The sequence below is a fragment of the Streptomyces sp. NPDC048106 genome (genome assembly GCF_040706415.1).
In the GTDB taxonomy this organism is placed as follows: Bacteria; Actinomycetota; Actinomycetes; order Streptomycetales; family Streptomycetaceae; genus Streptomyces.
The window spans coordinates 15,922-39,286 of sequence record NZ_JBEZND010000015.1; the positions used below are offsets into that span (position 1 = coordinate 15,922).

Here is a 23,365-nt window from a genome sequence, read left to right on the forward strand (position 1 = left end):
GCCTTTGTACCAGCCCAAGTCGCCCCACCGCGAAGGGAATTCACACCACCGGTCGCGCGCCGCCGTCTGCGGGGGTGCTCAGGTCGATCAGCCGGCAGGCCGTCTCGATGTCGACCTTCACCTGGGCGATGGAGGCGCGGCCGGAGAGCCAGGTGATGAGGGCCGAGTGCCAGGTGTGCTCGATGACGCGGACCGCGGAGAGCTGCTCGGGGGTGGGGTCGGCCAGGCCCATGGCGTCCAGGATGATCGCCGTCGTCTGACGGGATACCTGGTCCACCTCGGGGCTGACACCGCGGTCGGCGAAGATGAGGGCGCGGACCATCGCGTCGGCCAGGTGCGGATCGCGCTGGAGGGCACGGAAGGCGCGCATCAGGGTCTCGGCGACCCGCTCGGCGGCGGTCTCACCCGCGGGGGGCCTGCGGCGCAGGGTGGCGTGCATGCGCTCCAGCTGATCCTGCATGGTGGCCACCAACAGGTGGACCTTGGACGGGAAGTAGCGGTACAGCGTGCCCAGGGCCACCTGCGAGCACTCGGCCACCTCGCGCATCTGCACCGCGTCGAAACCACCTCGGCCCGCCAGCCGCGCGCTCGCGCACAGGATCCGGCGACGGCGGGCCTCCTGACGCGCGGTGAGAGGCGAGGCGGGGCGCGGCGTACTGACTTCCGCAGGCATGGGTCCCGTTCCGTGACAGTCGGTGAGGGTGTCGGCAGGGCACGTGATCAGACAGCATCGCAGGGCCGCGCGCCGTGGCGCGAATCACCTGATCCACTGCTCACAGCACCCCTACCTGCCGGTAGATTCGGAGCCTCCTGAACGATCAAGTCTGAAACTTGTTCTAGATTAGCGTCCCGTCGTAGTGTCGCGGGACAGTGCAGGCAGAAGGGGGCACAGAGTGACCGCTGAGGCCCGGGAAGCGGATGCCCGTGAGGACTCCGCTGCCGACGGGGAGCGACCGCTCGACATCGCGCTCCTCACCTACAAGGGGAACCCGTTCTGCGGCGGACAGGGCGTCTACGTACGGCACCTCTCGCGCGAACTGGCCCGCCTCGGACACCGCGTGGAGGTCATCGGCTCCCAGCCGTACCCCGTGCTCGACGAGGGCTACCCCTCGCTCACCCTGACCGAGCTGCCGAGCCTCGACCTCTACCGCCAGCCCGACCCCTTCCGCACCCCCGGCCGCGACGAGTACCGGGACTGGATCGACGCCCTCGAAGTGGGCACGATGTGGACCGGCGGCTTCCCCGAGCCGCTGACCTTCTCGCTGCGCGCCCGCCGGATGCTGCGGGCCCGGCGCGGCGACTTCGACGTGGTCCACGACAACCAGACCCTCGGCTACGGCCTCCTCGGCGACGTCGGCGCCCCGCTGGTCACCACCGTCCACCACCCCATCACCGTCGACCGGCAGCTTGAGCTGGACGCGGCCGAGGGCTGGCAGCGGCGGTACTCGGTGCGCCGCTGGTACGCCTTCACCCGGATGCAGAAGCGGGTCGCCCGCCGGCTGCCCTCGGTGCTCACCGTCTCCGGCAGCTCCCGGCAGGAGATCGTGGACCACCTCGGGGTGCGCCGGGAGCGTGTCCACGTGGTGCACATCGGCGCCGACACCGACCTCTTCGCGCCGGATTCGGCCGTGCCCGAGGTGCCGGGGCGGATCGTCACCACCTCCAGCGCCGACGTGCCGCTCAAGGGGCTGGTGTTCCTCGTGGAGGCGCTGGCCAAGGTGCGCACGGAACAGCCGGACGCGCACCTCGTCGTCGTCGGCAAGCGCCCGGCCGAGGGGCCGGTCGCCCAGGCGATCGAACGGTACGGCCTGACCGGCGCCGTCGAGTTCGTCAAGGGCATCTCGGACGCCGAGCTGGTCGACCTGATCCGCTCCGCCGAGGTCGCCTGCGTGCCCTCGCTGTACGAGGGGTTCTCCCTGCCCGCCGCGGAGGCCATGGCCACGGGCACGCCGCTGGTCGCCACGACCGGCGGCGCGATCCCCGAGGTCGCCGGGCGCGACGGCGAGACGTGCCTGGCGGTGCCGCCCGGCGACGCGGGGGCACTGGCCGCCGCGCTCGGCCGGCTGCTCGTCGACCCCGGACTGCGGGCCCGGCTCGGCGCGGCGGGCCGCGAGCGGGTGCTGGCCAACTTCACCTGGGCCCGCGCCGCGGAGGGCACGGTCGCCCACTACCGCGAAGCCATCGCCCGCTCCACCCCCACCCCCCGCCCCCGCCGCTCCCCGCGCCCCGCAAGCGCCCCGACCTCCACGGTCACCGCCGGCGCCCCCGCGACCGCCCCTGGTGTCGTCGTGCCCGGGGCCGCCCCCGCCGCCGCCCCCATCGCCATCGCGTCCGTGGTCGTCCCGGTGAGTGCGGAACCCGCAGCCTCCTCAAGTGACACCAGCGTCTCTCCCGAAAGCAGGGCCACGTGCTGACCGTCGACTTCTCCCGGTTCCCCATCGCCCCGGGAGACCGCGTCCTGGACCTCGGCTGCGGAGCCGGCCGGCACGCGTTCGAGTGTTACCGGCGCGGCGCCCGGGTCGTGGCCCTGGACCAGAACGCGGAGGAGATCCGCGAGGTCACCAAGTGGTTCGCGGCGATGAAGGAGGCCGGCGAGGCCCCCGAGGGCGCCACCGCGACCGCGATGGAGGGCGACGCGCTGGCGCTGCCCTTCCCGGACGACTCGTTCGACGTGGTGATCATCTCCGAGGTGATGGAGCACATCCCCGACGACAAGGGCGTGCTCGCCGAGATGGTGCGCGTGCTCAGGCCCGGCGGCCGGATCGCGATCACCGTGCCCCGCTACGGCCCGGAGAAGGTCTGCTGGGCGCTGTCCGACGCCTACCACGAGGTCGAGGGCGGCCACATCCGCATCTACAAGGCGGACGAGCTGGTGGCGAAGGTCCGCGAGGCCGGTCTGAAGCCGTACGGCAGCCACCACGCGCACGCCCTGCACGCCCCGTACTGGTGGCTGAAGTGCGCCTTCGGCGTCGACAACGACAAGGCGCTGCCGGTGCGCGCGTACCACAAGCTGCTGGTCTGGGACATCATGAAGAAGCCGCTGGCCACCCGGCTCGCCGAGCGCACGCTCAACCCGGTGATGGGCAAGAGCTTCGTGGTCTACGCGACCAAGCCCCACCTGCCCCGGCTCGCCGAGGAGGCGGCCGCCCAGTGACCACCCCCCGGACGGAATACCTCGTCCTGCCCGGGGTCCTGACCGCGGACCAGGCCGCCGCGACCGTCCGCGGCATCCTCGCCGCCCAGCGGGAGGACGGCGCGATCCCGTGGTTCCGGGGCCACCACCTGGACCCGTGGGACCACACCGAGGCCGCCATGGCCCTGGACGCGGCCGGTGAGCACGAGGCCGCCGAGCGCGCCTACCTGTGGCTCGCCCGGCACCAGAACGAGGACGGCTCCTGGTACGCGGCCTACGCCGACGGCGCCCACGACGACGTCACCGACCGCGGCCGCGAGTCCAACTTCGTGGCCTACATTGCCGTCGGCGTCTGGCACCACTACCTGTCCACGGGCGACGACACGTTCCTGGACCGCCTGTGGCCGAGCGTCTACGCGGCCGTGGAGTGGGTACTCGCCCTCCAGCAGCCCGGCGGCCAGATCGGCTGGCGGCGCGACGACGACGGCACGCCCACCACGGACGCCCTGCTCACCGGCAGTTCCTCCGTCCACCACGCGCTGCGCTGCGCGCTCGCCATCGCCGAGCAGCGTGAAGAGCCGCAGCCCGACTGGGAGTTGGCGGCCGGTGCGCTGCGGCACGCGATCCGCAGGCACCCGGAGCGGTTCCTGGACAAGGACCGCTACTCGATGGACTGGTACTACCCGGTCCTCGGCGGCGCCCTGACCGGGGCGGAGGCCGCGGCGCGCATAGCCGGATCCTGGGACCGGTTCGTGGTCCCGGGCCTCGGGGTGCGCTGTGTCGTGCCCAACCCGTGGGTGACGGGCGGCGAGTCCTGCGAACTGGCGCTCGCGCTCTGGGCGGTGGGGGAGTCGGACCGGGCCCTGGAGATCCTCAAGTCCGTCCAGCACTTGCGGGACCCCGAGTCCGGCCTGTACTGGACGGGTTACGTCTTCGACGACGACGCCGTCTGGCCGCGCGAACTGACCACCTGGACGGCGGGTTCCCTACTGCTCGCGGTCGCCGCGCTGGGCGGCCACGAGGCCACCTGCGCGGTCTTCGGCGGCGCGCACCTCCCGGCCGGCCTGGCCCCGGACTGCTGCTGACCCGACGCGTTCCCCCGAGTGGCGTAACCGCGTGCGCGGAGTGACGGTGGAGAAGGAAGCTCCCCACTCGGAAAGACACGTCGGGAGGACCTCGTGCCTGTACCGATACGGCGTCTCTGTGTGGCGCTGACGCTGTGCTGTGCCCTGGTGGCCGGTGCGACGGCCTACGCGAGCGGCAGCGCCGGTGCCCACACCAGCCCCCGGGGGACGGTCGCCGCGGCGGCCCTGAACCAGCCCGCGGCCGAGCCCAGCCCCAGCCCCACCACCTCCGCCGAGAAACAGAGGTTCGCCAAGACCAGGTTCGTGGCGAACGCGGGCCTCGCGGCCGGCGCCACCTACGAGTGGATCGTGAAGCCGTGGAAGGCGGGCAAGTTCAAGAAGGGTGCCCATGGCCGCAGGCTGGCCCTGGTGAAGGCCGGTGTCGCCGGTCTGTTCACCTACAACCGGCTCCGGGCCGCCGAGCGCAACGCCAAGGGCGACCCGCTGCTCTCGAAGGCGCTCGCGCCGCTGAGCAAGAGCATCCAGAACCTGAAGGACCTGCCGGCCAAGCTGCGCAACGGTGACACCGGCGCGGCGAGCGACTTCAACGACGTCATCAACAACGTGAAGGACGCGGGGAAGGGAGCCGGTGCTCCGGTCCAGAACAAGGTGCCGACGCCCGGTCAGCTCCGCAGCGGCGGCCAGTAAGTCCCCGTGAGCGCCCAGGAGTTCGGCAAGACGACGGCCCCCCGCCCGCACGGGCGAGGGGCCGTCGTCATGTGCTGCTGATCAGCCTCGCTGAATGCCCGAGGTGTCCTGGAGCACGCCGCGACGGCCGTCCTGGGTCTGCGCGACCAGCGCGGCACCGCGCTGCTCGACCGCCAAGTACCAGGTGCCCGGCGCCAGTTCGGCGATCGGCGTCGGCGAGCCGTCCTCCGCGAACAGCGGACGGGTCACCGGCACCGCGAACCAGAACGGCGAGAAGTCCGCCGGAGCGGGCTGCTGCGGCGCGGCACCCTGCACGGGCGCCGCCGGCTGCTGCGCGCCGTACGGCTGGCCCTGCTGCGGCTGGGCACCGTACGGCTGCGGCTGGGCGCCCTGGACGCCCGGGTAGCCGTAACCCGCGGGCGGCTGGGCGCCGTAGGGCTGCGGCGCGACCGGCTTGGGGGCCGGAAGCAGCGCGGCCTGGAGGGCCGGGACCAGCGGGGTGGCGACGGCGGCGCCGGCGAGTACCAGGGCGGCGATGAACCCGAGCACGAGGCCGGAGCCCGCGTCGATGTGGTCCGGCACGTCCACCAGGGTCCAGAACAGGGTCCACGCGGAAAGGATCGTGAAGCCCGTGCCCACCATGCCGAGATCCAGGCCCAGCACCTTGCGCTGCTGCGGCATGCAGCGGTTGAGGACGATCAGCGCGGCACCGAGGACGGCCCCCATGTATGTGCCGAGGCCCGTCCCAAGGTTGTCCCATACGCCCTGGCTGTCCGAGAAGCCGGAGGCCGAGTAGGAGTAGAGATCGAGGAACGACGCGATGAACAGCAACACCGCTGCCCCGATCACCACGCCGTCGCCTCTAGTGAGGGAGCGGATGTTCACTTCAGGTCCTTCGTGAGTCGTCTCGTCGTCGGTAGACACTACCGTCCGCAAGATCCGGCTGTCCGGCCGGTTGTGACCCCGGTCAGGACTCGCGCAGGAAACTCACGATTCCCTCAGACATTCCCTGCGCGGCCTTCTGCCGCCAGGATCCGCTGGTCAGCAGCGCCGCGTCCGTGCCGTCGCGCATGTTGCCGCACTCGATGAACACCTTGGGAACCGTTGACAGATTGAGACCGCCGAGGTCCGTGCGGGTATCGAGAGCGGTGCCGTGACCGATGTAGTTGGACGGCGGTTCGCCGGTCACCCGCAGGAAGTCGGACGCGATGCGCTTGCCCAGATCGCGCGAGGGCCCGACGATCGGCCGGGTGTCGGCGGCGCCCGCGTGCACGGCGCCCGGCAGGATCACATGGAAGCCCCGGTCGCCCGTCGGCGCCCCGTCGGCGTGGATCGAGATCGCCGCGTCCGCGTGCGCCTTGTTGCCGATCGCCGCCCGCTCGTCCACGCACGGCCCCCAGTCCGGGCCCTTCTCGTCATGGGTCAGCCGTACGGTGGCGCCCTGCCGCTCCAGGAGTGTCCGCAGCCGGTGCGCCACGTCGAGCGTGAACCGGGCCTCGGCGTAACCGTCGTTGGTGGAGGTGCCGGTGGTGTCGCACTCCTTCCAGTTGCTGCCGATGTCCACCTTGCGGTTGATCTCGGCCGTGTGCCGGAAGTTGCCGGTGTTGTGCCCCGGGTCGATGACGACGACCTTGCCCTTGAGCGGCGCGGCGGCCTTGGCGTCGGTGCCGGGGGAGGCGGGCGGCGAGGTGTGCGCGGCCGGGGTGGGCGAGGCGGCGGCGTGCTCCGGGCCGCCGGACCCGCCGGCGCCCACCGTCTCGTACGCCAGCCAGCCGATCAGCGCTCCGGGCACCAGCGCGGCGAGCGCCACGACGAGCGGCCTCCGCCAGGGGCGGTCGCGCTGCTGCGGGGGTTCGGACTCCGGGCCTGTGTATGACACGTCAGCGACTCTAACCGGGGCCTCAGATCCCCGCCCCCGTCCGCCGCAGCACCCGCAGCGAGCCGGTCACCGCCACCTCGGTGAACGCCCCGGAGGCGAGGGCCCGCAGATACACCCGGTAGGGCGCCTGCCCGGTGAACTCGTCCTCGGGCTCGGGGAACACGTCGTGGATGGCGAGCAGCCCGCCGTCGGCGACGTGCGGCGCCCAGCCCTCGTAGTCGGCGTTCGCGTGCTCGTCGGTGTGCCCGCCGTCGATGAAGACGAATCCCAGCGGGCCGCCCCAGACGGCCGCGACCTGCGGCGACCGGCCGACCAGCGCGATCACGTGCTCCTCCAGGCCCGCTTTGAAGAGCGTCCGCCGGAAGGTCGGCAGCGTGTCCATCAGGCCGACTTCCGGGTCCACGGTCTCGGGGTCGTGGTACTCCCAGCCCGGCTGCTGCTCCTCGCTGCCCCGGTGATGGTCCACGGTCAGCGCGGTCACCCCCGCCGCCCGCGCCGCGTCGGCCACCAGCACGGTCGACCGCCCGCAGTACGTGCCCACCTCCAGCAGGGGCAGCCCCAGCGCCCCCGCCTCCACCGCCGCCGCGTACAGGGCCAGCCCCTCGTCCACGGGCATGAACCCCTTGGCCGCCTCGAACGCGGCGAGGATCTCGGGCTTGGGGGCGGTGGCCATAGGACGCCTTTCGGTGGCACGGCTGTTCGGGCCCCATGCTGCCGCACCCCGCGCCACCGAGGCGACGGGGGGCTCCCCTAGGGTCTTTCGTTTGGCTCAGGCCGGATCAGGGAGCGGGGTCCGGTGCCGTGCGTCGCAAGGCGGAGGAGGGCGACATGGCGGAGCCATGGCAACCGACGACAACGCCGCGAGGCGCGGTGCCGGGGCCCGCGAGCCCGGCGTGATCCAAACGAGAGGCCCTAAGGAAGCCCCCCTGGGTGTTACACGCTCACCGCCTCACCAGGCAGGGAGAGGTCCACCACGACGGCCCGCTCCTCGCCGGAGTGGGTGGCGGCGGAGGCGAGCGGCCCATGGCCGGCGGCCTTCGCGGCGAGCACGTACGCGCCCTCCGCCGGCACCGCGAGCACATAGGCCCCGTCCGTCCCGGACAGGGTCGCCCCGGCCTGCCGCCCCCGCCGGTCGATCAGTGTCACCTTGGCGCGGGCGACGGGGACGCCGGAGGCGTCCAGCACCCGCCCCCGGAAGCCGCGCAGCACCTCCTCCGCGAGCTCCAGGACGGCGTCCTCCTCGCTGCTGGCCCGGAGCTGGAGGTGCTGCGGGGCCGGGCGGCCGGTCTTCGGCAGGAACAGCGCGAGCACCAGCCCTGCCGCCACCGCACCGGTGGCGATGACGAACGACACCCGGAACCCGTGCATCGTCGGAATCGCCATGCCCCCCACGGTGTGCGCCGTGTTCGCGAGCACCATCCCGATGACGGCGCTGGACACCGAGGTGCCGATCGACCGCATCAGGGTGTTGAGCCCGTTCGCCGCCCCGGTCTCCGACGCCGGCACCGCGCCGACGATCAGCGCGGGCAGCGAGGAGTACGCGAGCCCGATGCCCGCGCCGAGGATCACGGACGTGAGGATCGTCTCCCAGGCGGCCTGCATCAGGCCGAGCCCGCCGCCGTACCCGACCGCGATGATCAGCAGGCCGATGATCAGGGTGGTCCGGGGGCCGTAGCGGGCGGAGAGACGGGCGTACACCGGCGCGGTGAACATCATCGTCAGGCCCAGCGGGGCCACGCACAGACCGGCGACGACCATCGACTGACCGAGCCCGTACCCCGTGGCCTTCGGAAGCTGGAGAAGCTGGGGCAGGACCAGCGAGACGACGTAGAACGCGACGCCGACCATGATCGACGCCAGGTTGGTGAAGAGCACGGCGGGCCGGGCGGTGGTGCGCAGGTCGACCAGCGGCGCCTTGGCGCGCAGCTCGTACAGGCCCCACAGGAGGAGCACGGCGAGGGCCGCGCCGAACAGGGTGAGGGTCGTCGCCGAGGCCCAGCCCCAGTCGCTGCCCTTGGTGACGGGCAGCAGGAGCAGCACCAGACCGGCGGACAGACCGAGGGCGCCGGGCAGGTCGAAGGTGCCCTCCGCGCGCATCGGGGACTCGGGCACGGTGAGCAGGGTGAGGGCGATGGCGAGCACGCCGAGGCCGGCGGCGCCGTAGAACAGCGCGTGCCAGTCGGCGTGCTGGGCGACCAGGGCGGCGGCGGGCAGCGCGAGGCCGCCGCCCACGCCTATGGAGGAGCTCATCAGGGCCATGGCGGAGCCGAGCCGCTCGCGCGGCAGCATGTCCCGCATCAGGCCGATGCCGAGGGGGATGGCGCCCATCGCGAAGCCCTGGAGGGTACGGCCCACGATCATGGTCAGCAGCTGGCTGGTGAGCGCGCTGACCAGCGCGCCGAGCACCATCACGGCGAGGCTGGCGATCAGCATGCGCCGCTTGCCGTACAGGTCGCCGAGCCGGCCCATGATCGGGGTGGCGACGGCGCCAGACAGCAGGGTCGAGGTGAGCACCCAGGTGGCGTTGCTGGGCGCGGTGTGCAGCAGTTGCGGCAGGTCTTTGATGACCGGCACGAGCAGGGTCTGCATCACCGCGACCACGATGCCCGCGAAGGCGAGCACCGGGACGACGGCCCCGCTCGCCTTCCGCCGAGGTTCGTCGGTCGTCGTGTGGGTCATTGAGTGCGGCCTCCCGTAGGACATAAGTGACGGGTAAACCTCGTATGCACACGCAACTATTCCGTTGCTTCAGGCCTCTAACGATTATTTGACCATCCTATGGATTTCTGACTCTTCGTCAGGGGATCGGGGTGATCAGATGACCTAGTCCGGCGGGGGTAGGACCACTGGTCCGAAATGCCGATGCAAGGACCGCAACCGGCCTGAGACCATGACATCCATGCTGGAGACCGCCGACACCGCGCCCCTCATATCCCGCCGTGCGACACCCCCGACCTGGCTGGTGGTGGCTCTGGCCTGCGCCGGACAGTTCCTGGTGGTGCTGGACGTCTCCGTGGTGAACGTCGCGCTGCCCTCGATGCGCACGGACCTCGGCCTCGACGCCTCCGGCCTGCAATGGGTGGTGAACGCGTACGCGATCGCCTTCGCCGGCTTCATGCTCCTCGGCGGCCGGGCCGGCGACCTCTACGGCCGCAAGCGGATGTTCCTCGTCGGCCTCGGCCTGTTCACCCTGGCCTCGCTCGGCGGCGGCCTCGCCCAGGAGGGCTGGCAGCTGCTGCTCGCCCGCGCGGCGCAGGGGCTCGGCGCGGCAGTCCTCGCGCCCTCGACGCTCACCCTCCTGACCGCCGCGGTGCCGGAGGGCGCCGCACGCGCGCGGGCCATCGCCACCTGGGCCGCGGTGGGCGCGGGCGGCGGTGCCGCGGGCGGACTCGTCGGCGGGGTGCTGGTGGACGCGCTGTCCTGGCGCTGGGTGCTGCTGATCAACGTGCCGGTCGGCGCGGTGGTGCTGGCCGGCTCGCTGCGATGGCTGGTGGAGAGCCGGGCCGGGGACGGCCGCCGGCTCGACCTGCCCGGCGCCCTGCTGGTCACGGCCGGCCTCGGCACCCTCGCCTACGGCATCTCGCGCACCCAGGAGAACGGCTGGACCGCCGCGGCCACCCTCGTGCCGCTGGCCGCCGGGGTGCTGCTGATCGCCCTCTTCCTGCTGGTCGAGGCGCGGACGCCGGCCCCGCTGATGCCGCTCGCACTGCTGCGGCGGCGCCCGGTGGCCTCGGCGAACGCGGCGATGCTGGTGTCCGGCTCGGCGATGTTCTGCATGTGGTACTTCATGACGCTGTACGCCCAGAACGCGCTCGGCTACACCCCGCTCCAGGCCGGCGCCGCGCTCGTGCCCAGCTCGCTGGCCGTGGTCATCGGCTCCAAGGTGGCGCCGCGCCTGATGCGGACGGCGGGGCCGCGCAACGTGGCGGTGCTGGGCACGCTGGTGGCCGCGGGCGGGTTCGCCTGGCAGTCGACCATGAGCGCCCACGAGGCGTACGTCACCGCGATCATGTGCCCGGGCATCCTGATGATGCTGGGCGGCGGACTGGCCACCACCCCGCTGGCCGCGCTGGCGACGTCGGGGGCGGCGACCGGCGAGGCCGGCGTGGTCTCGGGCCTGGTCAACACCTCCCGCACGATGGGCGGTTCCCTCGGGCTCGCGGTGATGTCGACGATCGCCGCCGGCGGCACGGGCACCGGCACCGGTCCCCAGGCCCTGACCGACGGCTACGCGCTGGCCTTCCGCGCCTCCACGGCGGTGCTGCTGGCCGGGGCGCTGCTGATGCTGCTGTGGCTGCCGCGCCGCCTGCCGCGCATCTGACCGCCGCTCACAGCGACCCCCGTTGCCGGGCCTCCCGCACCGCTTCCGCGCGGTCGCGGGTGCCGGTCTTCCCGATGGCCGAGGACAGATAGGCGCGCACGGTGGACTCGGACGGACGCGGCCGTCCCGCGACATCGGCGACGGTAGCCCCGTCCGCGGACGCCTTCAGCACATCCACGCTCGCGCGGCGTGCGCGGATCGGGCCCGGCGCTCAGCGCGGCCGTCGCCGGACCCGGGTCGACCCCGGTCTCCCCGGCCGGCACCCGCCGGATCGCCGCCGCCGGCTCCTCCACCGGCCCGTCCTCGACCAGCAACCCGGCCGCCCCGGCCGCCGGCGCCCGCGACCGCGGCTCCTTCGCCGCGACCTGGCACCGGAACTTCTCCCACCCCGGCGTGTTCTCGTTCCCCCAGGTCAGACGGTGCCCGCCCGGCGGCGGTAGGACACCACGGCGTACGAACCGAACACCAGCAGCCAGCCCGTCAGCACGGTGATCGCACCGGCCCCGGGCGCGTGCCCCTGCGCGACGGAGACGCCCAGCTCGGCGAACCGGTTGGTGGGGGTGTACGCCGAGACCGACCGCAGCCACTCGGGGAACAGCTCCGTCGGGAACCACAGCCCACCCAGCACGGACAGCCCCAGGTTGCACGTCATGTTGGCCACCCCGGTGGCGGGACCGGTCAGCCGGTAGCCGTTGCCGAGGCCCAGCAGCGTGAACGGCACCGAGCCCAGCCACAGCAGCAGCGCGATCGCCGCCCACTGCCACACCGCGAGCCGCACCCCGTTGACCAGACCCCCCGCCGCCAGCACGGCGCCGATCGAGGGCAGCACCGTCACCACGCCGGTCAGAGTCCGCCCGGTCACCACCTCGCGCGGGGTCATCGGCGTCACCCGCAACTGCCGCAGCCAGCCCACCGCGCGGTCCTCGGCGACCGCGCCGCCCGTGTTCAGCGCGGAGCCGACGGCGCCGTACGCCGCCATGCCGACCATCGCCGCGGTCCGCCAACTCCCGCTGTTCTCCCCGAGGTTGGTGAAGAGCAGATACATCATGACGGGCATCGCGATCCCACCGATCACGAATCCCAGGTCGCGCAGGGTGCGACGGATCTCCAGACGGACGTAAGCGAACATCACAGCGCCTTCGGGGTGTCGAGGGGAACGGACGCCTGGTGCGCCGAGCCGGCCGGGAGCCCCGCCGGCGAGGTCAGCGCGAGGAACGCGTCGTCCAGCGACGCCGGGGTCACCTCCAGCCTCCGGATCGCGCCCAACTCCGCCAGCGCGATCACCGTCGCGTCGGAGTCGTCCGTGCGCAGCCGCACCCGGTCGCCGCGCACCTCCAGCGAGCGGACGCCGGGCAGCAGCTCCAGCCCCTCCGGGGAACGGCCCGCGAGGTCGACGGCGACCAGGCTGCCGCCCGCCGCGCGCCGCAGGTCGTCGCCCGTGCCGTCGGCGACGATCCGGCCCCGGTCCATGACCACGATCCGGTCGGCGAAGGCGTCCGCCTCCTCCAGATAGTGGGTGGAGAAGAGCACGGTGTGCCCGCGCCGGGCGTACCCGCGCATCGACTCCCAGAACGCGTGCCGGGCCTCCACGTCCAGCGCCGCCGTCGGCTCGTCGAGGACCAGCAGCGACGGATCGCCGGCCAGCGCCACCGCGAACCGCACCCGCTGCACCTGCCCGCCGGACAACCGGTCCACCCGGCGCCCGGCCAACGCGGCGATCCCGGCCAGCTCCAGCGCCCGCGCCACCGGCATCGGCGTCGGATAGCGGGAGGCCACGAAGCCGACCAGCTCGCCCACGGTGACCCGGGGCACCGGCCGGGCGTCCTGGAGCATCGCGCCCACCCGGCCTGCCCGCACCGCGCGCTCCGGCTCCGCCCCGAACAGCTCCACCCGGCCGGCCTCCGGCGGGTACAGCCCCAGCAGCATCCCGATCGTGGTCGACTTGCCGGCGCCGTTGCGGCCCAGCAGGGCCACGGTCTCGCCGCGCCCGATCCTCAGGTCCACCCCGTCCACGGCGCGCACGGACCCGAACGTCCTGACCGCCCCCGTGAAGGAAACGGCGGCGCTGTCCTCGTCGTCCCTCTGTGTCATGCCTATGACGGTAGAACCCCCGCGGCGGCAGGTGGGGTCGTACGGACTCGCGCGGTACGAACGTCACAGGTCGCGGGCGGGCTGACGAGCCATCAGTGAGCTTCACAACTACGGAGGGCTGGGCTATACAGGGTGCGCCGGCCCGGAACGCGTTCCGGGCCCGCCGACCTCAGGAGCCCCATGCCCATCGACGCAGCCAAGGCCCTCGCCGCCGGACCCCGCTCGGCCGAGATCACCTGGACCGCGAAGGACGTCCAGCTCTACCACCTCGGCATCGGCGCGGGCCGCCCCGCCACCGACCCGGACGAGCTGCGCTACACGCTGGAGTCCCGGCTGCACGTCCTGCCGAGCTTCGCCACGGTCGCGGGCGCCGGGGCGCCCGGGGTGATCGCCGGGCTGTCCATGCCGGGCGTCGACGTCGACCTGGCCGGCGTGCTGCACGGCGGACAGAGTCTGCGCCTGCACCGGGCCGTACCCGTCCAGGGCAGCGCCACCGCCACGTCCCGCATCGCCGCCGTGTACGACAAGGGCAGTGCCGCCGTCCTGGTGCTGCGCACCGAAGTGGGCGACGCCGAGGGGCCGTTGTGGACCGGCGAGGCGCGGATCTTCGTCCGCGGCGAGGGCGGCTGGGGCGGCGACCGGGGCCCCTCGGGCCGCCTGGCGGAGCCGAGCGGCGAGCCGGACCGGGTCGTCGACCGCCCGACCCGCCCCGACCAGGCCCTCCTCTACCGCCTCTCCGGCGACTACAACCCCCTGCACGCCGACCCCGAGTTCGCCCGGCGCGCCGGGTTCGACCGGCCCATCCTGCACGGGCTGTGCACCTACGGCATGACGCTCAAGGCGGTGGTCGACACCCTCCTCGACGGCGACGTGGGCCGGGTGCGCTCGTACACCACCCGGTTCGCCGGAGTCGTCCGTCCCGGCGAGACCCTGCGCATCCGCATGTGGCGGGAGCGGCCGGCGGAGCAGGACGGGCAGGCGCGGCGGGCGGGCGAGGGCCGGGTGCGGGTCGCCGTCGCCGTGGCCGAGCGGGACGACGCTCCCGTGCTCGCGGACACCGTCGTGGAGCACTCCTGAGATCCGGGCCCGGTCCCGGCCGGTGAAGAAGCCCGGTTCCCGGCCGGTGAAAGAAGAAGGAGGGGGGCACCCATCGGGTGCCCCCCTCCTCGGTCACTGCCGTCAGGCAGCCGCCTCGGTGGTCTCCTCGGCGGGCTTGCGGTGCCGGCCGTGCGGAGACGCGTCGTGCTCCGTCGCCGCGACCGGTCCGCGGTGCCGGCCGTGGCCGGCGTGTTCCATAGAGTCGGCAGACAGCTGCTTCGTCGTGCTGGTGTCGCTCATCGGTCGTACTCACCCCGTCAACATCATCTTTCGTACAGCCGGGCGAGTGTAACCAGCACCCCACGGGCCGGATCCAGGCGCACACGCCGACCGGCACTAGTTCGTTACAAGACGCCCCAGCGGAGCCTGCCGCAGCGGCACCGGACGCGGCGCCGCCGGTTCCCCGGGGCCCGGATCGGCCACCTGCCCGGACCCCTCGGCGGGCGTCCCGGCGGCCGTGCCGTCCCGGTCCGGACCCTCCGGCCCCGCGGCCCCCGCCTCCCCGGGCGTCCTGGCACCGGGCGCGACGTCCGCGCCCTGCCGCCGCCACGGCCCGGTGGGCGGCTCGCCCGCGGGAACCCTCAACTCGGCTACCCCGCACGGGGTTTCCCGGGTGGCGTACGGCAGCCGCAGCACCCCCTCACGGGTCCACAGCCCCGCCCCGGTCAGCCAGCCCTGCGGCGCCGCGAGATGCCGTACCCGCCGTTCGGCCGGCCGCCACAGCCCCACCCAGGTGCCCACGGGACCCTCGACGCGCAGCGCCACCGCGCAGTTCTCCGGCTCCAGCACCTGCCCCGGCTGGATCGCGAACGGCACCGCCGTGCACTTGGGCAGCCGCAGCGAGGTGGGGAAGCGCACCGGCAGGGTGGAGCCGAGGACGCCCCAGCCCAATCGTTCCTGCCCCGGCGAGGGCGCGTCGGAGGAGATCAGCAGCAGCCCGCTGTCCGGATCGGCCATGAGCAGCCGGTCGTCGCTGCCCGGCGTGATCTGGAGCAGCGGCGAGATCTCGCCCCGCTCCAGGTCCACCACGACCGTCTTGGTGCGCCCCTCCAGCTCCCGGTCCAGCGCCAGCATCCGCCCGGCCCGGTCCAGCCACACCCCGCCCGAGCAGCGCCCCGGCACCTCCACGATCCGCTCGGGCCCGGCCGGCCCGCCCGCCACCCGCCACACCGCGCTGGCACGGGCGCCCACGGCGACGGCGTACGCCCGCGCACCCCCCGGCACCGGGGGCAGCAGGCCGAACCGGATCCCGGGCCCGGCGCACTCCACGGCACCCAGCGGCAGCTCCCCGGTGCCGGGCCCGGTCGGGTACAGCAGCGCGAAGAGATGCCGTACCCCCGCCCGCCGGTGGATCAGCACCCGCCCGTCGCCCAGCGGCTGCACCTCGGTGCCGGGCTCCTCCGGCTGGTTGCCCGGCAGCCGTACCGCGTACGGCTCCGGGCCGTCCAGCGTCCAGCGCTCCGGGAACCAGGAGCCACCGTCCCGCGCGAGCCGCGCGGCGTACGCGCCGTCCGCCGTGAGCACGCAACCACGCCCCGGCGAACGGTCGTCCTCACCGGCGGACGGGGATTCGACAGCACAGACCGTCATCGTTCGGTCACCTCCGGCGACGAAGCTAGTTTTGAACGCACGGCCGTGCGGGGGGCCGGCCGCCGCTTCACACATACGGGTGGCGCAGAAGCGATTCCTCCGAGGAAGCGGGCATGACTGTGCTGCGCGTGACCGGGAGGGCCGGACGCGGTACAGCCCCGCCGGTCAGCCAGGTAGCCTTTTCCCGTGCCCCGTCTGTCTGAAGTCATCGCCGCGCTGGAGAACCTGTGGCCCGCCGAGCGGGCCGAGTCCTGGGACGCGGTCGGCACGGTCGTGGGCGACCCCGACCAGGAGGTCACCCGGGTCCTGTTCGCCGTCGACCCCGTCCAGGAGATCGTCGACGAGGCCGTACGGCTCGACGCCGACCTGCTGGTCACCCACCACCCGCTCTACCTGCGCGGCACGACCACGGTCGCGGCCTCGCACTTCAAGGGCCGGGTCGTGCACACACTGATCAAGAACGACATCGCCCTGCACGTCGCCCACACCAACGCCGACACCGCCGACCCGGGCGTCTCCGACGCCCTCGCGGGCGCGCTCGACGTCCGCGTCGTACGCCCCCTCGTGCCGGACCCCACCGACCCGAACGGGCGTCGGGGCCTCGGCCGGGTGTGCGCCCTCGACCACCCCCTCACCCTGCGGGAACTGGCCGCGCGCGCCGCCGAGCGGCTGCCCGCCACCGCGCAGGGCATCCGGGCGGCCGGCGACCCCGACTCCGTCATCCGCACCCTCGCGGTCAGCGGCGGCTCCGGCGACAGCCTCTTCGACCAGGTGCGCGCGGCCGGTGTGGACGCCTTCCTCACCGCCGACCTGCGCCACCACCCGGCCTCCGAGGCCGTCGCGCAGTCCCCGCTCGCGCTGCTCGACGCCGCGCACTGGGCCACCGAGTGGCCCTGGTGCGAACTGGCCGCCGGGCAGCTCGACGAGATCTCCGACCGTCACGGCTGGGACCTGCGGGTCCACGTCTCCAAGACGGTCACCGACCCCTGGACCGCCCACGCGGCGTCCTCCGTCACCACTAGCTAATGGGAGCCCCCAACTGAACGCCGCGCCCGCCGACCAGATCCGACTCCTCGACGTCCAGGCCCTCGACGTCCGCCTGCAGCAGCTCGCGTACAAGCGGAAGTCCCTGCCCGAGCACGCCGAGATCGACTCGCTGAACAAGGACCTCATCCAGCTGCGCGACCTGCTCGTGGCCGCGCAGACCGAGGAGAGCGACTGCGCCCGCGAGCAGACCAAGGCCGAGCAGGACGTCGACCAGGTGCGCCAGCGCGCCACCCGCGACCAGCAGCGCCTCGACTCCGGCGCCGTCACCTCCCCGAAGGACCTGGCCAACCTCCAGCACGAGATCGCCTCGCTCGCCAAGCGGCAGGGCGACCTGGAAGACGTGGTCCTGGAGGTCATGGAGCGCCGCGAGTCCGCGCAGGAGCGGGTCGACGAGCTGACCGAGCGCGTCGCCTCCGTCCAGTCGAAGACCGACGACGCGAGCGGCCGCCGGGACGCCGCGTTCGCCGAGATCGACCGCGAGGTCGCCTCCGTCACCAAGGAGCGCGAGGTCGTCGCGGCCTCCGTCCCCGCGGACCTGCTCAAGCTGTACGACAAGCTGCGCGAGCAGCAGGGCGGCATCGGCGCGGCCAAGCTCTACGCCCGCACCTGCCAGGGCTGCCGCCAGGAGCTGGCCATCACGGAACTGAACGAGGTCCGCGCGGCCGCCCCCGACACGGTGCTGCGCTGCGAGAACTGCCGCCGGATCCTGGTGCGCACGGCCGAGTCCGGGCTGTAGGGGGCGTCGGCGTGCGGGAGTTCATCGTCGAGGCGGACGGCGGCTCACGGGGCAACCCCGGCCCCGCGGGCTACGGCGCGGTCGTCCGCGACGCGGCGACGGGCTCGACGCTGCTGGAGCGGGCCGAGTACATCGGCGTCGCCACCAACAACGTCGCCGAGTACCGGGGCCTGCTGGCCGGCCTGCGCGCCGCCCAGACGCTGGACCCCGACGCGGCCGTCCACGTCCGCATGGACTCCAAGCTGGTCATCGAGCAGATGTCGGGCCGCTGGAAGATCAAACACCCCGCGATGAAGCCGCTGGCGGCACAGGCGCGCGGGGTGTTCCCGGTGGACCGGGTGACGTACGAGTGGATCCCGCGCGCCGAGAACAAGCACGCCGACCGGCTGGCCAACGAGGCGATGGACGCGGGGGCGCGGGGGGAACGGTGGTCGCCTGCGGAGTCGGTGGCGGAGCTGGAGACCGGGGAGGCCCGTACGACCGCCGCCACCGAGCCTCGTACGAGCGGCACCGCTGACTCTCTTGCGACCGGCACCGCCGAGTCTCGTACGACCGGCACCGCCGAGTCTCGTACGACCGGCACCACCGAGTCTCGTACGACCGGCACCACCGCGAGGGGCTGGTCCGCCGCCCCCGATCTCGGGGCGCCCGCCACCTTCGTCCTGCTCCGCCACGGTGAGACCCCCCTGACCCCCCAGAAGAGGTTCTCCGGCAGCGGCGGCACCAACCCGCCCCTCTCGGACGTCGGCCGGGAGCAGGCCCACCGGGTGGCCGAGGCGCTGGCGAAGCGCGGCACCGTGCAGGCCGTCCTCACCTCCCCCCTCACCCGCACCCGGCAGACCGCCGAGATCGTCGCCGCCCGCCTGGGCCTGGACGTCATCGTCGAGGACGGCCTGCGCGAGACGGACTTCGGCGCCTGGGAGGGCCTGACCTTCGGCGAGGTCCGCGACCGCTACCCGGACGACCTGAACGCCTGGCTCGCCGACCCCGCAGCCCGCCCCACCGGCGGCGGCGAGAGCTTCGCCGAGACCGCCGTCCGCATCGCCGCCACGAAGGACGAACTGGTCGCCGCCCACGCGGGCCGCACCGTCCTGCTCGTCACCCACGTCACCCCGATCAAGACCTTCGTGCGCCTCGCCCTCGGCGCCCCGCCGGAGTCCCTGTTCCGCATGGAACTCTCGGCCGCCTCCCTCTCCGCGGTGGCGTACTACGCCGACGGCAACGCGAGCGTCCGTCTCTTCAACGACACCTCCCACCTACGCTGACCCGCGGATCCCCGCCGCCGCCCGCGCGAGCGCCTCGATCCGCGCCCAGTCCCCGGCCGCCACCGCGTCCGGCGGCACCATCCAACTCCCGCCCACGCACCCGACGTTGGGCAGCGACAGATACTCCGCCGCGTTCGCGGGCCCGATGCCGCCCGTCGGACAGAACCGCGCCTGCGGCAACGGCCCGGCCAGCGACCGCAGATACGGGACGCCCCCCGCGGCCTGCGCCGGGAAGAACTTCATCTCCCGCACTCCGCGCTCCAGCAGCGCCACGACCTCCGAAACGGTCGACACCCCCGGCAGGAACGGCACCCCGCACCCCCGCATCGCCGCCAGCAGCCCCTCCGTCCACCCGGGACTGACCAGGAACCGCGCCCCGGCCGCGACACACGCGTCCACCTGCCCCGGCGTGAGCACCGTCCCCGCCCCGACCACGGCCTCGGGCACCTGATCGGTGATCGCCCGGATCGCCGCCGGCGCGGCAGGCGTACGCAGCGTCACCTCGACCGCCCGCAACCCCCCGGCCACCAGCGCCCGCGCGAGCGGTACGGCGGCGGAGGCGTCCGGAAGCACGACCACGGGCAGGACGGGCGCGAGACCGAGCACGGAGACGACCGGCGACGGCGGTGTGGGCGCGGGCGGGATCATGCGTTCATCGTGCCGAGCGGCCACACTCCCCGCAATCACCGTTGCGCATACTGCAACGAGCCTTAGGGGACCTCTGGCGGACCCGTTGACGGACCCTTAGTGGACCTCCGCCACCAGCACATCCAGCTCCCACGCCTTCCCCGCCCGCGCCGGAGCCTGGGCCTCCACCACGTACCCCAGTTCGCGCAGCGCCTCCACCAGCTCCGCGGGATCCCGCGGAGCGACGCCGGCCGACAGCAGGGCCCGTACGATCCGCCCCTTCGTCGCCTTGTTGAAGTGGCTGACGACCTTGCGGGTCGGCGCGTGCAGCACCCGTACCGTCGCCGTCCGCCCCGCGACCTCACCCTTCGGCTTCCACGCCGCCGCGTACGCGGCCGACCGCAGATCCAGCACCAGCCCGTCCCCGGCCGCCTCCGGCAGCACCTCGGCCATCGGCGCCCGCCAGTGCCCGGCCAGCGCGCCGAGCCCCGGCAGCCTGATCCCCATCGAGCAGCGGTAGGAGGGGATCCGGTCGGTCACCCGCACCGCGCCCCACAGCCCGGAGAAGACCAGCAGCGAGCGCGCCGCCCGCCGCTTCGCCGTCGCGTCCAGGGAGGCCAGGCCGAGGGCGTCGTACAGGACACCGGTGTAGATCTCCCCGGCGGGGCGGGCGCCGGCCGTGCGCAGGGCCGCGTTCTTGGCGACCTCGCCGCGCAGCCCCTCGCTGAGCCCCAGCACCTCGCGCGCCTTCTCCTCGTCGCCCGCGCACAGCCCGACCAGCTCGCCGAGCACGGCCTCCCGCGCGCCGGTCAGCCCCGGCAGGGACAGCGACTCCAGCCGCAGCGGGGCACCCTTGCCCGAGTCGGCCTTACCTTCCGAGGGCGGCAGCAGGACCAGCAACACGTACTCCTTCTCTTGCGCTCAGCCGCCAGCGTACGGGGTGCTGCCCGCGCCCCCTCGCCCTACGCTCGACACATGCTCAGCCGCAGGATCCGCGTGACCGGCGCCCCCGAGGCACCCCTGAGGGCCGCGCTCGCCGCCCTGCGCGCCCGCCTGGACATCCCCGAGGACTTCCCGCCGGAGGCCAGGGCGGAGGCCGAGCGCGCGGCGAAGACCCCGACCCCACCGCCGTACGGTGCCGCCCCACCGCCGTACGACGCCACCGACCTGCCCTTCTTCACCCTCGACCCGCCCGGCTCCCCGGACCTCGACCAGGCGGCGCACCTGTCCCGGCGGGGCACCGGCTACCGGGTGCGGTACGCCATCGCCGACGTCGCCGCCTTCGTCGTACCCGGCGGGGCGCTGGACGCGGAGGCGGGGCGGCGGGTGAACACCCTGTACTTCCCCGACGGACGGGTGCCGCTGCACCCCGTGGTGCTCAGCGAGGACGCGGCCAGCCTGCTGCCCGGCCGGGCCCGGCCCGCCGTGCTGTGGACGATCGACCTGGACGCGGAGGGCCGGGCGCTCACGGTCGACGTGCGCCGGGCCCTGGTGCGCAGCCGCGCCCGGCTCGACTACGCGGGCGTGCAGCGGGCGGTCGACGCGGGGACGGCCGAGGAGCCGGTCGCGCTGCTCAGGGAGATCGGTCAGGCACGGGAGCGGCAGGAGGCCGCGCGCGGGGGCATCTCCCTGACCGTGCCGGAGCAGCGGATCACGGAACGGGACCACACCTACGCGCTGTCGTACCGCGCCCCGCTGCCCGCCGAGGCGTGGAACGCCCAGCTCTCCCTGCTCACCGGCATGGCCGCCGCGGACCTGATGCTCGGGCAGGGCACCGGCATCCTGCGCACGCTGCCGGCCGCCCCGGACGGCGCGGTGGCCCGGTTGCGCCGCACCGCCAAGGCCCTGGGCATCGACTGGCCGCACCATGTGCCGTACTCGGCCGTGATCAGCGCTCTCGACCCGCACGAGCCGCACCACGCGGCGTTCCTCCAGGAGTGCACCACGCTGCTGCGCGGCGCGGGCTACACGGTCTTCCGCGACGGCGCCCTGCCGGCGATCACCACCCACGCCGCGGTGGCGGCCCCCTACACCCACTGCACCGCCCCCCTACGGCGCCTCGCCGACCGCTACGCCCTGGAACTCTGCCTGACGGCCGCCACCAACGACTCCCCGCCCGACTGGGTCCTCGCCGCCCTCGACGCCCTGCCCCACCGGATGGCCGACGGCGCGCAGCGCGCGAGCACGGTCGAGCACGAGTCCATCGACATCGTCGCCGCGGCGCTCCTCAAGGACCGCGTCGGCGAGGTCTTCGACGCCTGCGTGGTGGACATCGACGACCACCACGCGGACATCGGCACCGTCCAACTGGCCTCCCCGGCGGTCATCGGCCGCATCGAGGGCCCCGACCTCCCCCTCGGCGCCCCCCTACGCGTCCGCCTCCTCCACGCCACCCCGGGCACGACGAAACCGCTGTTCACCCCGGCGTGAATCCCGTAGGGGCGGCGGCCGCGGCCTTACCCGCGCTGTGCCGGCGACGGCGGCCGGTCCACGGCCCCGCACACGACCGGTACCATGGTCCACACGGCAGACGAGCCGGGCGGACGGCCGCGTGGAGCCCCCTAGGGGACTTCCCGAGGAACGTCCGGGCTCCACAGGGCAGGGTGGTGGCTAACGGCCACCCGGGGTGACCCGCGGGACAGTGCCACAGAAAACAGACCGCCGGGGACCTCGGTCCTCGGTAAGGGTGAAACGGTGGTGTAAGAGACCACCAGTGCCCAGGGTGACCTGGGCAGCTAGGTAAACCCCACCCGGAGCAAGGTCAAAAGGAAACACCCCGGTGTTTCTGCGCGGACGTTCGAGGGCTGCCCGCCCGAGTCCGCGGGTAGACCGCACGAGGCCGGTGGCAACACCGGTCCTAGATGGATGGCCGTCACCCCGGGCCCCGCGAGGGACCCAGGGAACAGAACCCGGCGTACAGCCCGACTCGTCTGCCGCTACCTGCGGCTTTGCCTTCAGGGGCCCCGCCCCTTGGTCGCTGCCTGGGCCAACCCGAGCGAGGCGCCATCCCGCAGAAGCCGACGGAACGGCATCCGGGCTCGACGCTGGCGGGCACCGTGCACACTGGTTGCGGTGAACGGGATACTGGGCAACGGCCCGTTTCTCGACCCACTGCGCACATCCCAGACGGGGATCCCCTGATGTCCGATTTGCCGAAATCCATGAAAGTTGCTGAAACCGCGCTCGGCACGGCCTAAACCCGCAGCTCGGCAAGCCTGCTCCCCGCGCCCGCGGGGATGGACCCCGGGTCAAGTTCCACACGATCGGGCGCGTGGACTGCTCCCCGCGCCCGCGGGGATGGACCCGCTACACGAAATCGGCACGTTCGGGGGGTCCCCTGCTCCCCGCGCCCGCGGGGATGGACCCTTTGGACGGGGTTTCCTGTCTCAAAGTTCGGGCTGCTCCCCGCGCCCGCGGGGATGGACCCCGCAGCACCGGACGGCCGGGCCCGGCGAGCCCGAGGGCGATCACTGCTCCCCGCGCCCGCGGGGATGGACCCGCGGCGTTCCGCGAGTACGAGGCGTCCGCCCCCTGCTCCCCGCGCCCGCGGGGATGGACCCCACAGCACCTACTTACTCAGGAGTCAGCAATGCTGCTCCCCGCGCCCGCGGGGATGGACTCGCGCAATCGCTGGTCGACCCGAACAGCATCGACTGCTCCCTCCCCGTCCACGAGGAGGGACCCAGCATCTTCCCGAGGGAGGGCCGCGGGGCGCCTGCTCTCGCGTTCGCGGGGGACAGCCGCACACATAGGGCGCTGGCCGAACTGAGGATAGTCGGCGTGGAGGAAGAGACCTCAACGCCTCT

21 protein-coding genes, 1 other RNA gene, 1 pseudogene and 1 CRISPR repeat array are annotated in these 23,365 nt (G+C 73.5%); of the genes and pseudogenes, 11 read left to right on the plus strand and 12 right to left on the minus strand.

Annotation, left to right across the window (positions count from 1 at the left end; all coding sequences use genetic code 11):
* Window positions 1-40 precede the first annotated feature (40 nt).
* Window positions 41-673: a TetR family transcriptional regulator gene (locus AB0927_RS17405; RefSeq protein ID WP_366668456.1), complete on the minus strand. Its 633-nt coding sequence runs from the start codon at window positions 671-673 to the stop codon at window positions 41-43.
* Between the two features lie 220 nt (window positions 674-893).
* Here AB0927_RS17405 and AB0927_RS17410 point away from each other — a divergent pair, with 220 nt between their 5' ends.
* The 4 genes from AB0927_RS17410 to AB0927_RS17425 all read left to right on the plus strand — a co-directional run bounded on the left by AB0927_RS17410 (window position 894) and on the right by AB0927_RS17425 (window position 4,905).
* Window positions 894-2,414, plus strand: coding sequence for a glycosyltransferase family 4 protein (locus tag AB0927_RS17410; protein ID WP_366668457.1), 1,521 nt, complete (start codon window positions 894-896; stop codon window positions 2,412-2,414).
* A complete protein-coding gene (locus AB0927_RS17415) occupies window positions 2,408-3,154 on the plus strand; it encodes a class I SAM-dependent methyltransferase (protein WP_366668458.1) in 747 nt (248 codons plus the stop codon). Before AB0927_RS17410 ends, AB0927_RS17415 begins: the two co-directional genes overlap by 7 nt.
* Entirely contained in the window at window positions 3,151-4,218 is a 1,068-nt protein-coding gene (locus tag AB0927_RS17420; protein ID WP_366668459.1) for a prenyltransferase, read from the plus strand. The genes AB0927_RS17415 and AB0927_RS17420 overlap by 4 nt, the downstream gene beginning before the upstream one ends.
* Before the next feature lie 93 nt (window positions 4,219-4,311).
* Window positions 4,312-4,905 carry a hypothetical protein gene (locus AB0927_RS17425; RefSeq protein ID WP_366668460.1) on the plus strand — a complete coding sequence of 198 codons (594 nt, stop codon included), beginning with the start codon at window positions 4,312-4,314 and terminating at the stop codon, window positions 4,903-4,905.
* An 81-nt stretch (window positions 4,906-4,986) separates the two neighbouring features.
* Here the strand turns inward: AB0927_RS17425 and AB0927_RS17430 are convergent, their stop codons facing one another.
* From AB0927_RS17430 to AB0927_RS17445, 4 genes are all read right to left on the minus strand, one after another.
* On the minus strand, window positions 4,987-5,790 hold the full coding sequence (locus tag AB0927_RS17430) for a hypothetical protein (protein WP_366668461.1): 804 nt from the start codon (window positions 5,788-5,790) through the stop codon (window positions 4,987-4,989).
* An 82-nt stretch (window positions 5,791-5,872) separates the two neighbouring features.
* Window positions 5,873-6,784, minus strand: coding sequence for an N-acetylmuramoyl-L-alanine amidase (locus AB0927_RS17435; RefSeq protein ID WP_366668462.1), 912 nt, complete (start codon window positions 6,782-6,784; stop codon window positions 5,873-5,875).
* Window positions 6,785-6,806: 22 nt separating this feature from the next.
* A complete protein-coding gene (locus AB0927_RS17440; RefSeq protein WP_366668463.1) occupies window positions 6,807-7,457 on the minus strand; it encodes a class I SAM-dependent methyltransferase in 651 nt (216 codons plus the stop codon).
* 260 nt (window positions 7,458-7,717) lie between these two features.
* Entirely contained in the window at window positions 7,718-9,463 is a 1,746-nt protein-coding gene (locus AB0927_RS17445; RefSeq protein ID WP_366668464.1) for an MFS transporter, read from the minus strand.
* A gap of 211 nt (window positions 9,464-9,674) precedes the next feature.
* Between AB0927_RS17445 and AB0927_RS17450 the strand changes: the two genes are divergently transcribed.
* The gene (locus AB0927_RS17450) at window positions 9,675-11,105 is read left to right on the plus strand and encodes an MFS transporter (RefSeq protein WP_366668465.1); all 1,431 of its coding nucleotides are present in this window, start codon (window positions 9,675-9,677) and stop codon (window positions 11,103-11,105) included.
* Between the two features lie 7 nt (window positions 11,106-11,112).
* Here the strand turns inward: AB0927_RS17450 and AB0927_RS17455 are convergent.
* The 3 genes and pseudogenes from AB0927_RS17455 to AB0927_RS17465 all read right to left on the minus strand — a co-directional run.
* A pseudogene (locus AB0927_RS17455) lies at window positions 11,113-11,446 on the minus strand (LuxR C-terminal-related transcriptional regulator); the annotation flags it as partial.
* A gap of 71 nt (window positions 11,447-11,517) precedes the next feature.
* A complete protein-coding gene (locus tag AB0927_RS17460) occupies window positions 11,518-12,234 on the minus strand; it encodes an ABC transporter permease (RefSeq protein WP_366668466.1) in 717 nt (238 codons plus the stop codon).
* A complete protein-coding gene (locus AB0927_RS17465) occupies window positions 12,234-13,196 on the minus strand; it encodes an ABC transporter ATP-binding protein (protein WP_366668467.1) in 963 nt (320 codons plus the stop codon). The genes AB0927_RS17460 and AB0927_RS17465 overlap by 1 nt, the downstream gene beginning before the upstream one ends.
* 180 nt (window positions 13,197-13,376) lie before the next feature.
* On the opposite strand from AB0927_RS17465, the gene AB0927_RS17470 reads away from it, so the two are divergent.
* Entirely contained in the window at window positions 13,377-14,273 is an 897-nt protein-coding gene (locus AB0927_RS17470) for a MaoC/PaaZ C-terminal domain-containing protein (protein WP_366668468.1), read from the plus strand.
* Window positions 14,274-14,375: 102 nt separating this feature from the next.
* On the opposite strand, the gene AB0927_RS17475 is transcribed toward AB0927_RS17470, so the two are convergent.
* Both AB0927_RS17475 and AB0927_RS17480 read right to left on the minus strand, forming a co-directional pair.
* Entirely contained in the window at window positions 14,376-14,534 is a 159-nt protein-coding gene (locus AB0927_RS17475; RefSeq protein ID WP_366668469.1) for a hypothetical protein, read from the minus strand.
* 96 nt (window positions 14,535-14,630) lie between these two features.
* On the minus strand, window positions 14,631-15,884 hold the full coding sequence (locus AB0927_RS17480) for a hypothetical protein (protein WP_366668470.1): 1,254 nt from the start codon (window positions 15,882-15,884) through the stop codon (window positions 14,631-14,633).
* A gap of 186 nt (window positions 15,885-16,070) precedes the next feature.
* Between AB0927_RS17480 and AB0927_RS17485 the strand changes: the two genes are divergently transcribed.
* Genes AB0927_RS17485 through AB0927_RS17495 form a run of 3 tightly spaced genes read left to right on the plus strand, consistent with a single transcriptional unit; the run spans window position 16,071 to window position 18,932 of the window.
* A complete protein-coding gene (locus AB0927_RS17485) occupies window positions 16,071-16,910 on the plus strand; it encodes a Nif3-like dinuclear metal center hexameric protein (RefSeq protein ID WP_366668471.1) in 840 nt (279 codons plus the stop codon).
* Window positions 16,911-16,923: 13 nt separating this feature from the next.
* The gene (locus tag AB0927_RS17490; protein WP_366668589.1) at window positions 16,924-17,667 is read left to right on the plus strand and encodes a C4-type zinc ribbon domain-containing protein; all 744 of its coding nucleotides are present in this window, start codon (window positions 16,924-16,926) and stop codon (window positions 17,665-17,667) included.
* 11 nt (window positions 17,668-17,678) lie between these two features.
* On the plus strand, window positions 17,679-18,932 hold the full coding sequence (locus AB0927_RS17495; protein ID WP_366668472.1) for a bifunctional RNase H/acid phosphatase: 1,254 nt from the start codon (window positions 17,679-17,681) through the stop codon (window positions 18,930-18,932).
* Here AB0927_RS17495 and eda read toward each other — a convergent pair.
* Both eda and yaaA read right to left on the minus strand, forming a co-directional pair.
* On the minus strand, window positions 18,924-19,580 hold the full coding sequence (gene eda / locus AB0927_RS17500; protein ID WP_366668473.1) for a bifunctional 4-hydroxy-2-oxoglutarate aldolase/2-dehydro-3-deoxy-phosphogluconate aldolase: 657 nt from the start codon (window positions 19,578-19,580) through the stop codon (window positions 18,924-18,926). The two genes, AB0927_RS17495 and eda, sit on opposite strands and share 9 nt — an antisense overlap.
* Before the next feature lie 96 nt (window positions 19,581-19,676).
* The gene (gene yaaA, locus AB0927_RS17505) at window positions 19,677-20,459 is read right to left on the minus strand and encodes a peroxide stress protein YaaA (RefSeq protein ID WP_366668590.1); all 783 of its coding nucleotides are present in this window, start codon (window positions 20,457-20,459) and stop codon (window positions 19,677-19,679) included.
* Window positions 20,460-20,534: 75 nt separating this feature from the next.
* On the opposite strand from yaaA, the gene AB0927_RS17510 reads away from it, so the two are divergent.
* Together AB0927_RS17510 and rnpB are read left to right on the plus strand one after the other, a co-directional pair.
* Window positions 20,535-21,989, plus strand: coding sequence for an RNB domain-containing ribonuclease (locus tag AB0927_RS17510; RefSeq protein WP_366668474.1), 1,455 nt, complete (start codon window positions 20,535-20,537; stop codon window positions 21,987-21,989).
* A gap of 101 nt (window positions 21,990-22,090) precedes the next feature.
* An RNA gene (rnpB, locus tag AB0927_RS17515) (RNase P RNA component class A) lies at window positions 22,091-22,492 on the plus strand.
* Window positions 22,493-22,774: 282 nt separating this feature from the next.
* A CRISPR array of direct repeats spans window positions 22,775-23,180; the repeat unit is 29 nt; unit sequence CTGCTCCCCGCGCCCGCGGGGATGGACCC.
* The last annotated feature ends 185 nt before the right edge of the window (window positions 23,181-23,365 follow it).

What these genes read in the sequence shown, in the direction of transcription:
- AB0927_RS17440 (WP_366668463.1), bottom strand. Translation starts at nt 7,457, where the DNA reads ATGGCCACCGCCCCCAAGCCCGAGATCCTCGCCGCGTTCGAGGCGGCC.
- AB0927_RS17460 (WP_366668466.1), bottom strand. Translation starts at nt 12,234, where the DNA reads ATGTTCGCTTACGTCCGTCTGGAGATCCGTCGCACCCTGCGCGACCTG.
- AB0927_RS17510 (WP_366668474.1), top strand. Translation starts at nt 20,535, where the DNA reads ATGCTCAGCCGCAGGATCCGCGTGACCGGCGCCCCCGAGGCACCCCTG.
- AB0927_RS17405 (WP_366668456.1), bottom strand. Translation starts at nt 673, where the DNA reads ATGCCTGCGGAAGTCAGTACGCCGCGCCCCGCCTCGCCTCTCACCGCG.
- AB0927_RS17445 (WP_366668464.1), bottom strand. Translation starts at nt 9,463, where the DNA reads ATGACCCACACGACGACCGACGAACCTCGGCGGAAGGCGAGCGGGGCC.
- eda (WP_366668473.1), bottom strand. Translation starts at nt 19,580, where the DNA reads ATGATCCCGCCCGCGCCCACACCGCCGTCGCCGGTCGTCTCCGTGCTC.
- AB0927_RS17450 (WP_366668465.1), top strand. Translation starts at nt 9,675, where the DNA reads ATGACATCCATGCTGGAGACCGCCGACACCGCGCCCCTCATATCCCGC.
- AB0927_RS17480 (WP_366668470.1), bottom strand. Translation starts at nt 15,884, where the DNA reads ATGACGGTCTGTGCTGTCGAATCCCCGTCCGCCGGTGAGGACGACCGT.
- AB0927_RS17465 (WP_366668467.1), bottom strand. Translation starts at nt 13,196, where the DNA reads ATGACACAGAGGGACGACGAGGACAGCGCCGCCGTTTCCTTCACGGGG.
- AB0927_RS17470 (WP_366668468.1), top strand. Translation starts at nt 13,377, where the DNA reads ATGCCCATCGACGCAGCCAAGGCCCTCGCCGCCGGACCCCGCTCGGCC.
- AB0927_RS17475 (WP_366668469.1), bottom strand. Translation starts at nt 14,534, where the DNA reads ATGAGCGACACCAGCACGACGAAGCAGCTGTCTGCCGACTCTATGGAA.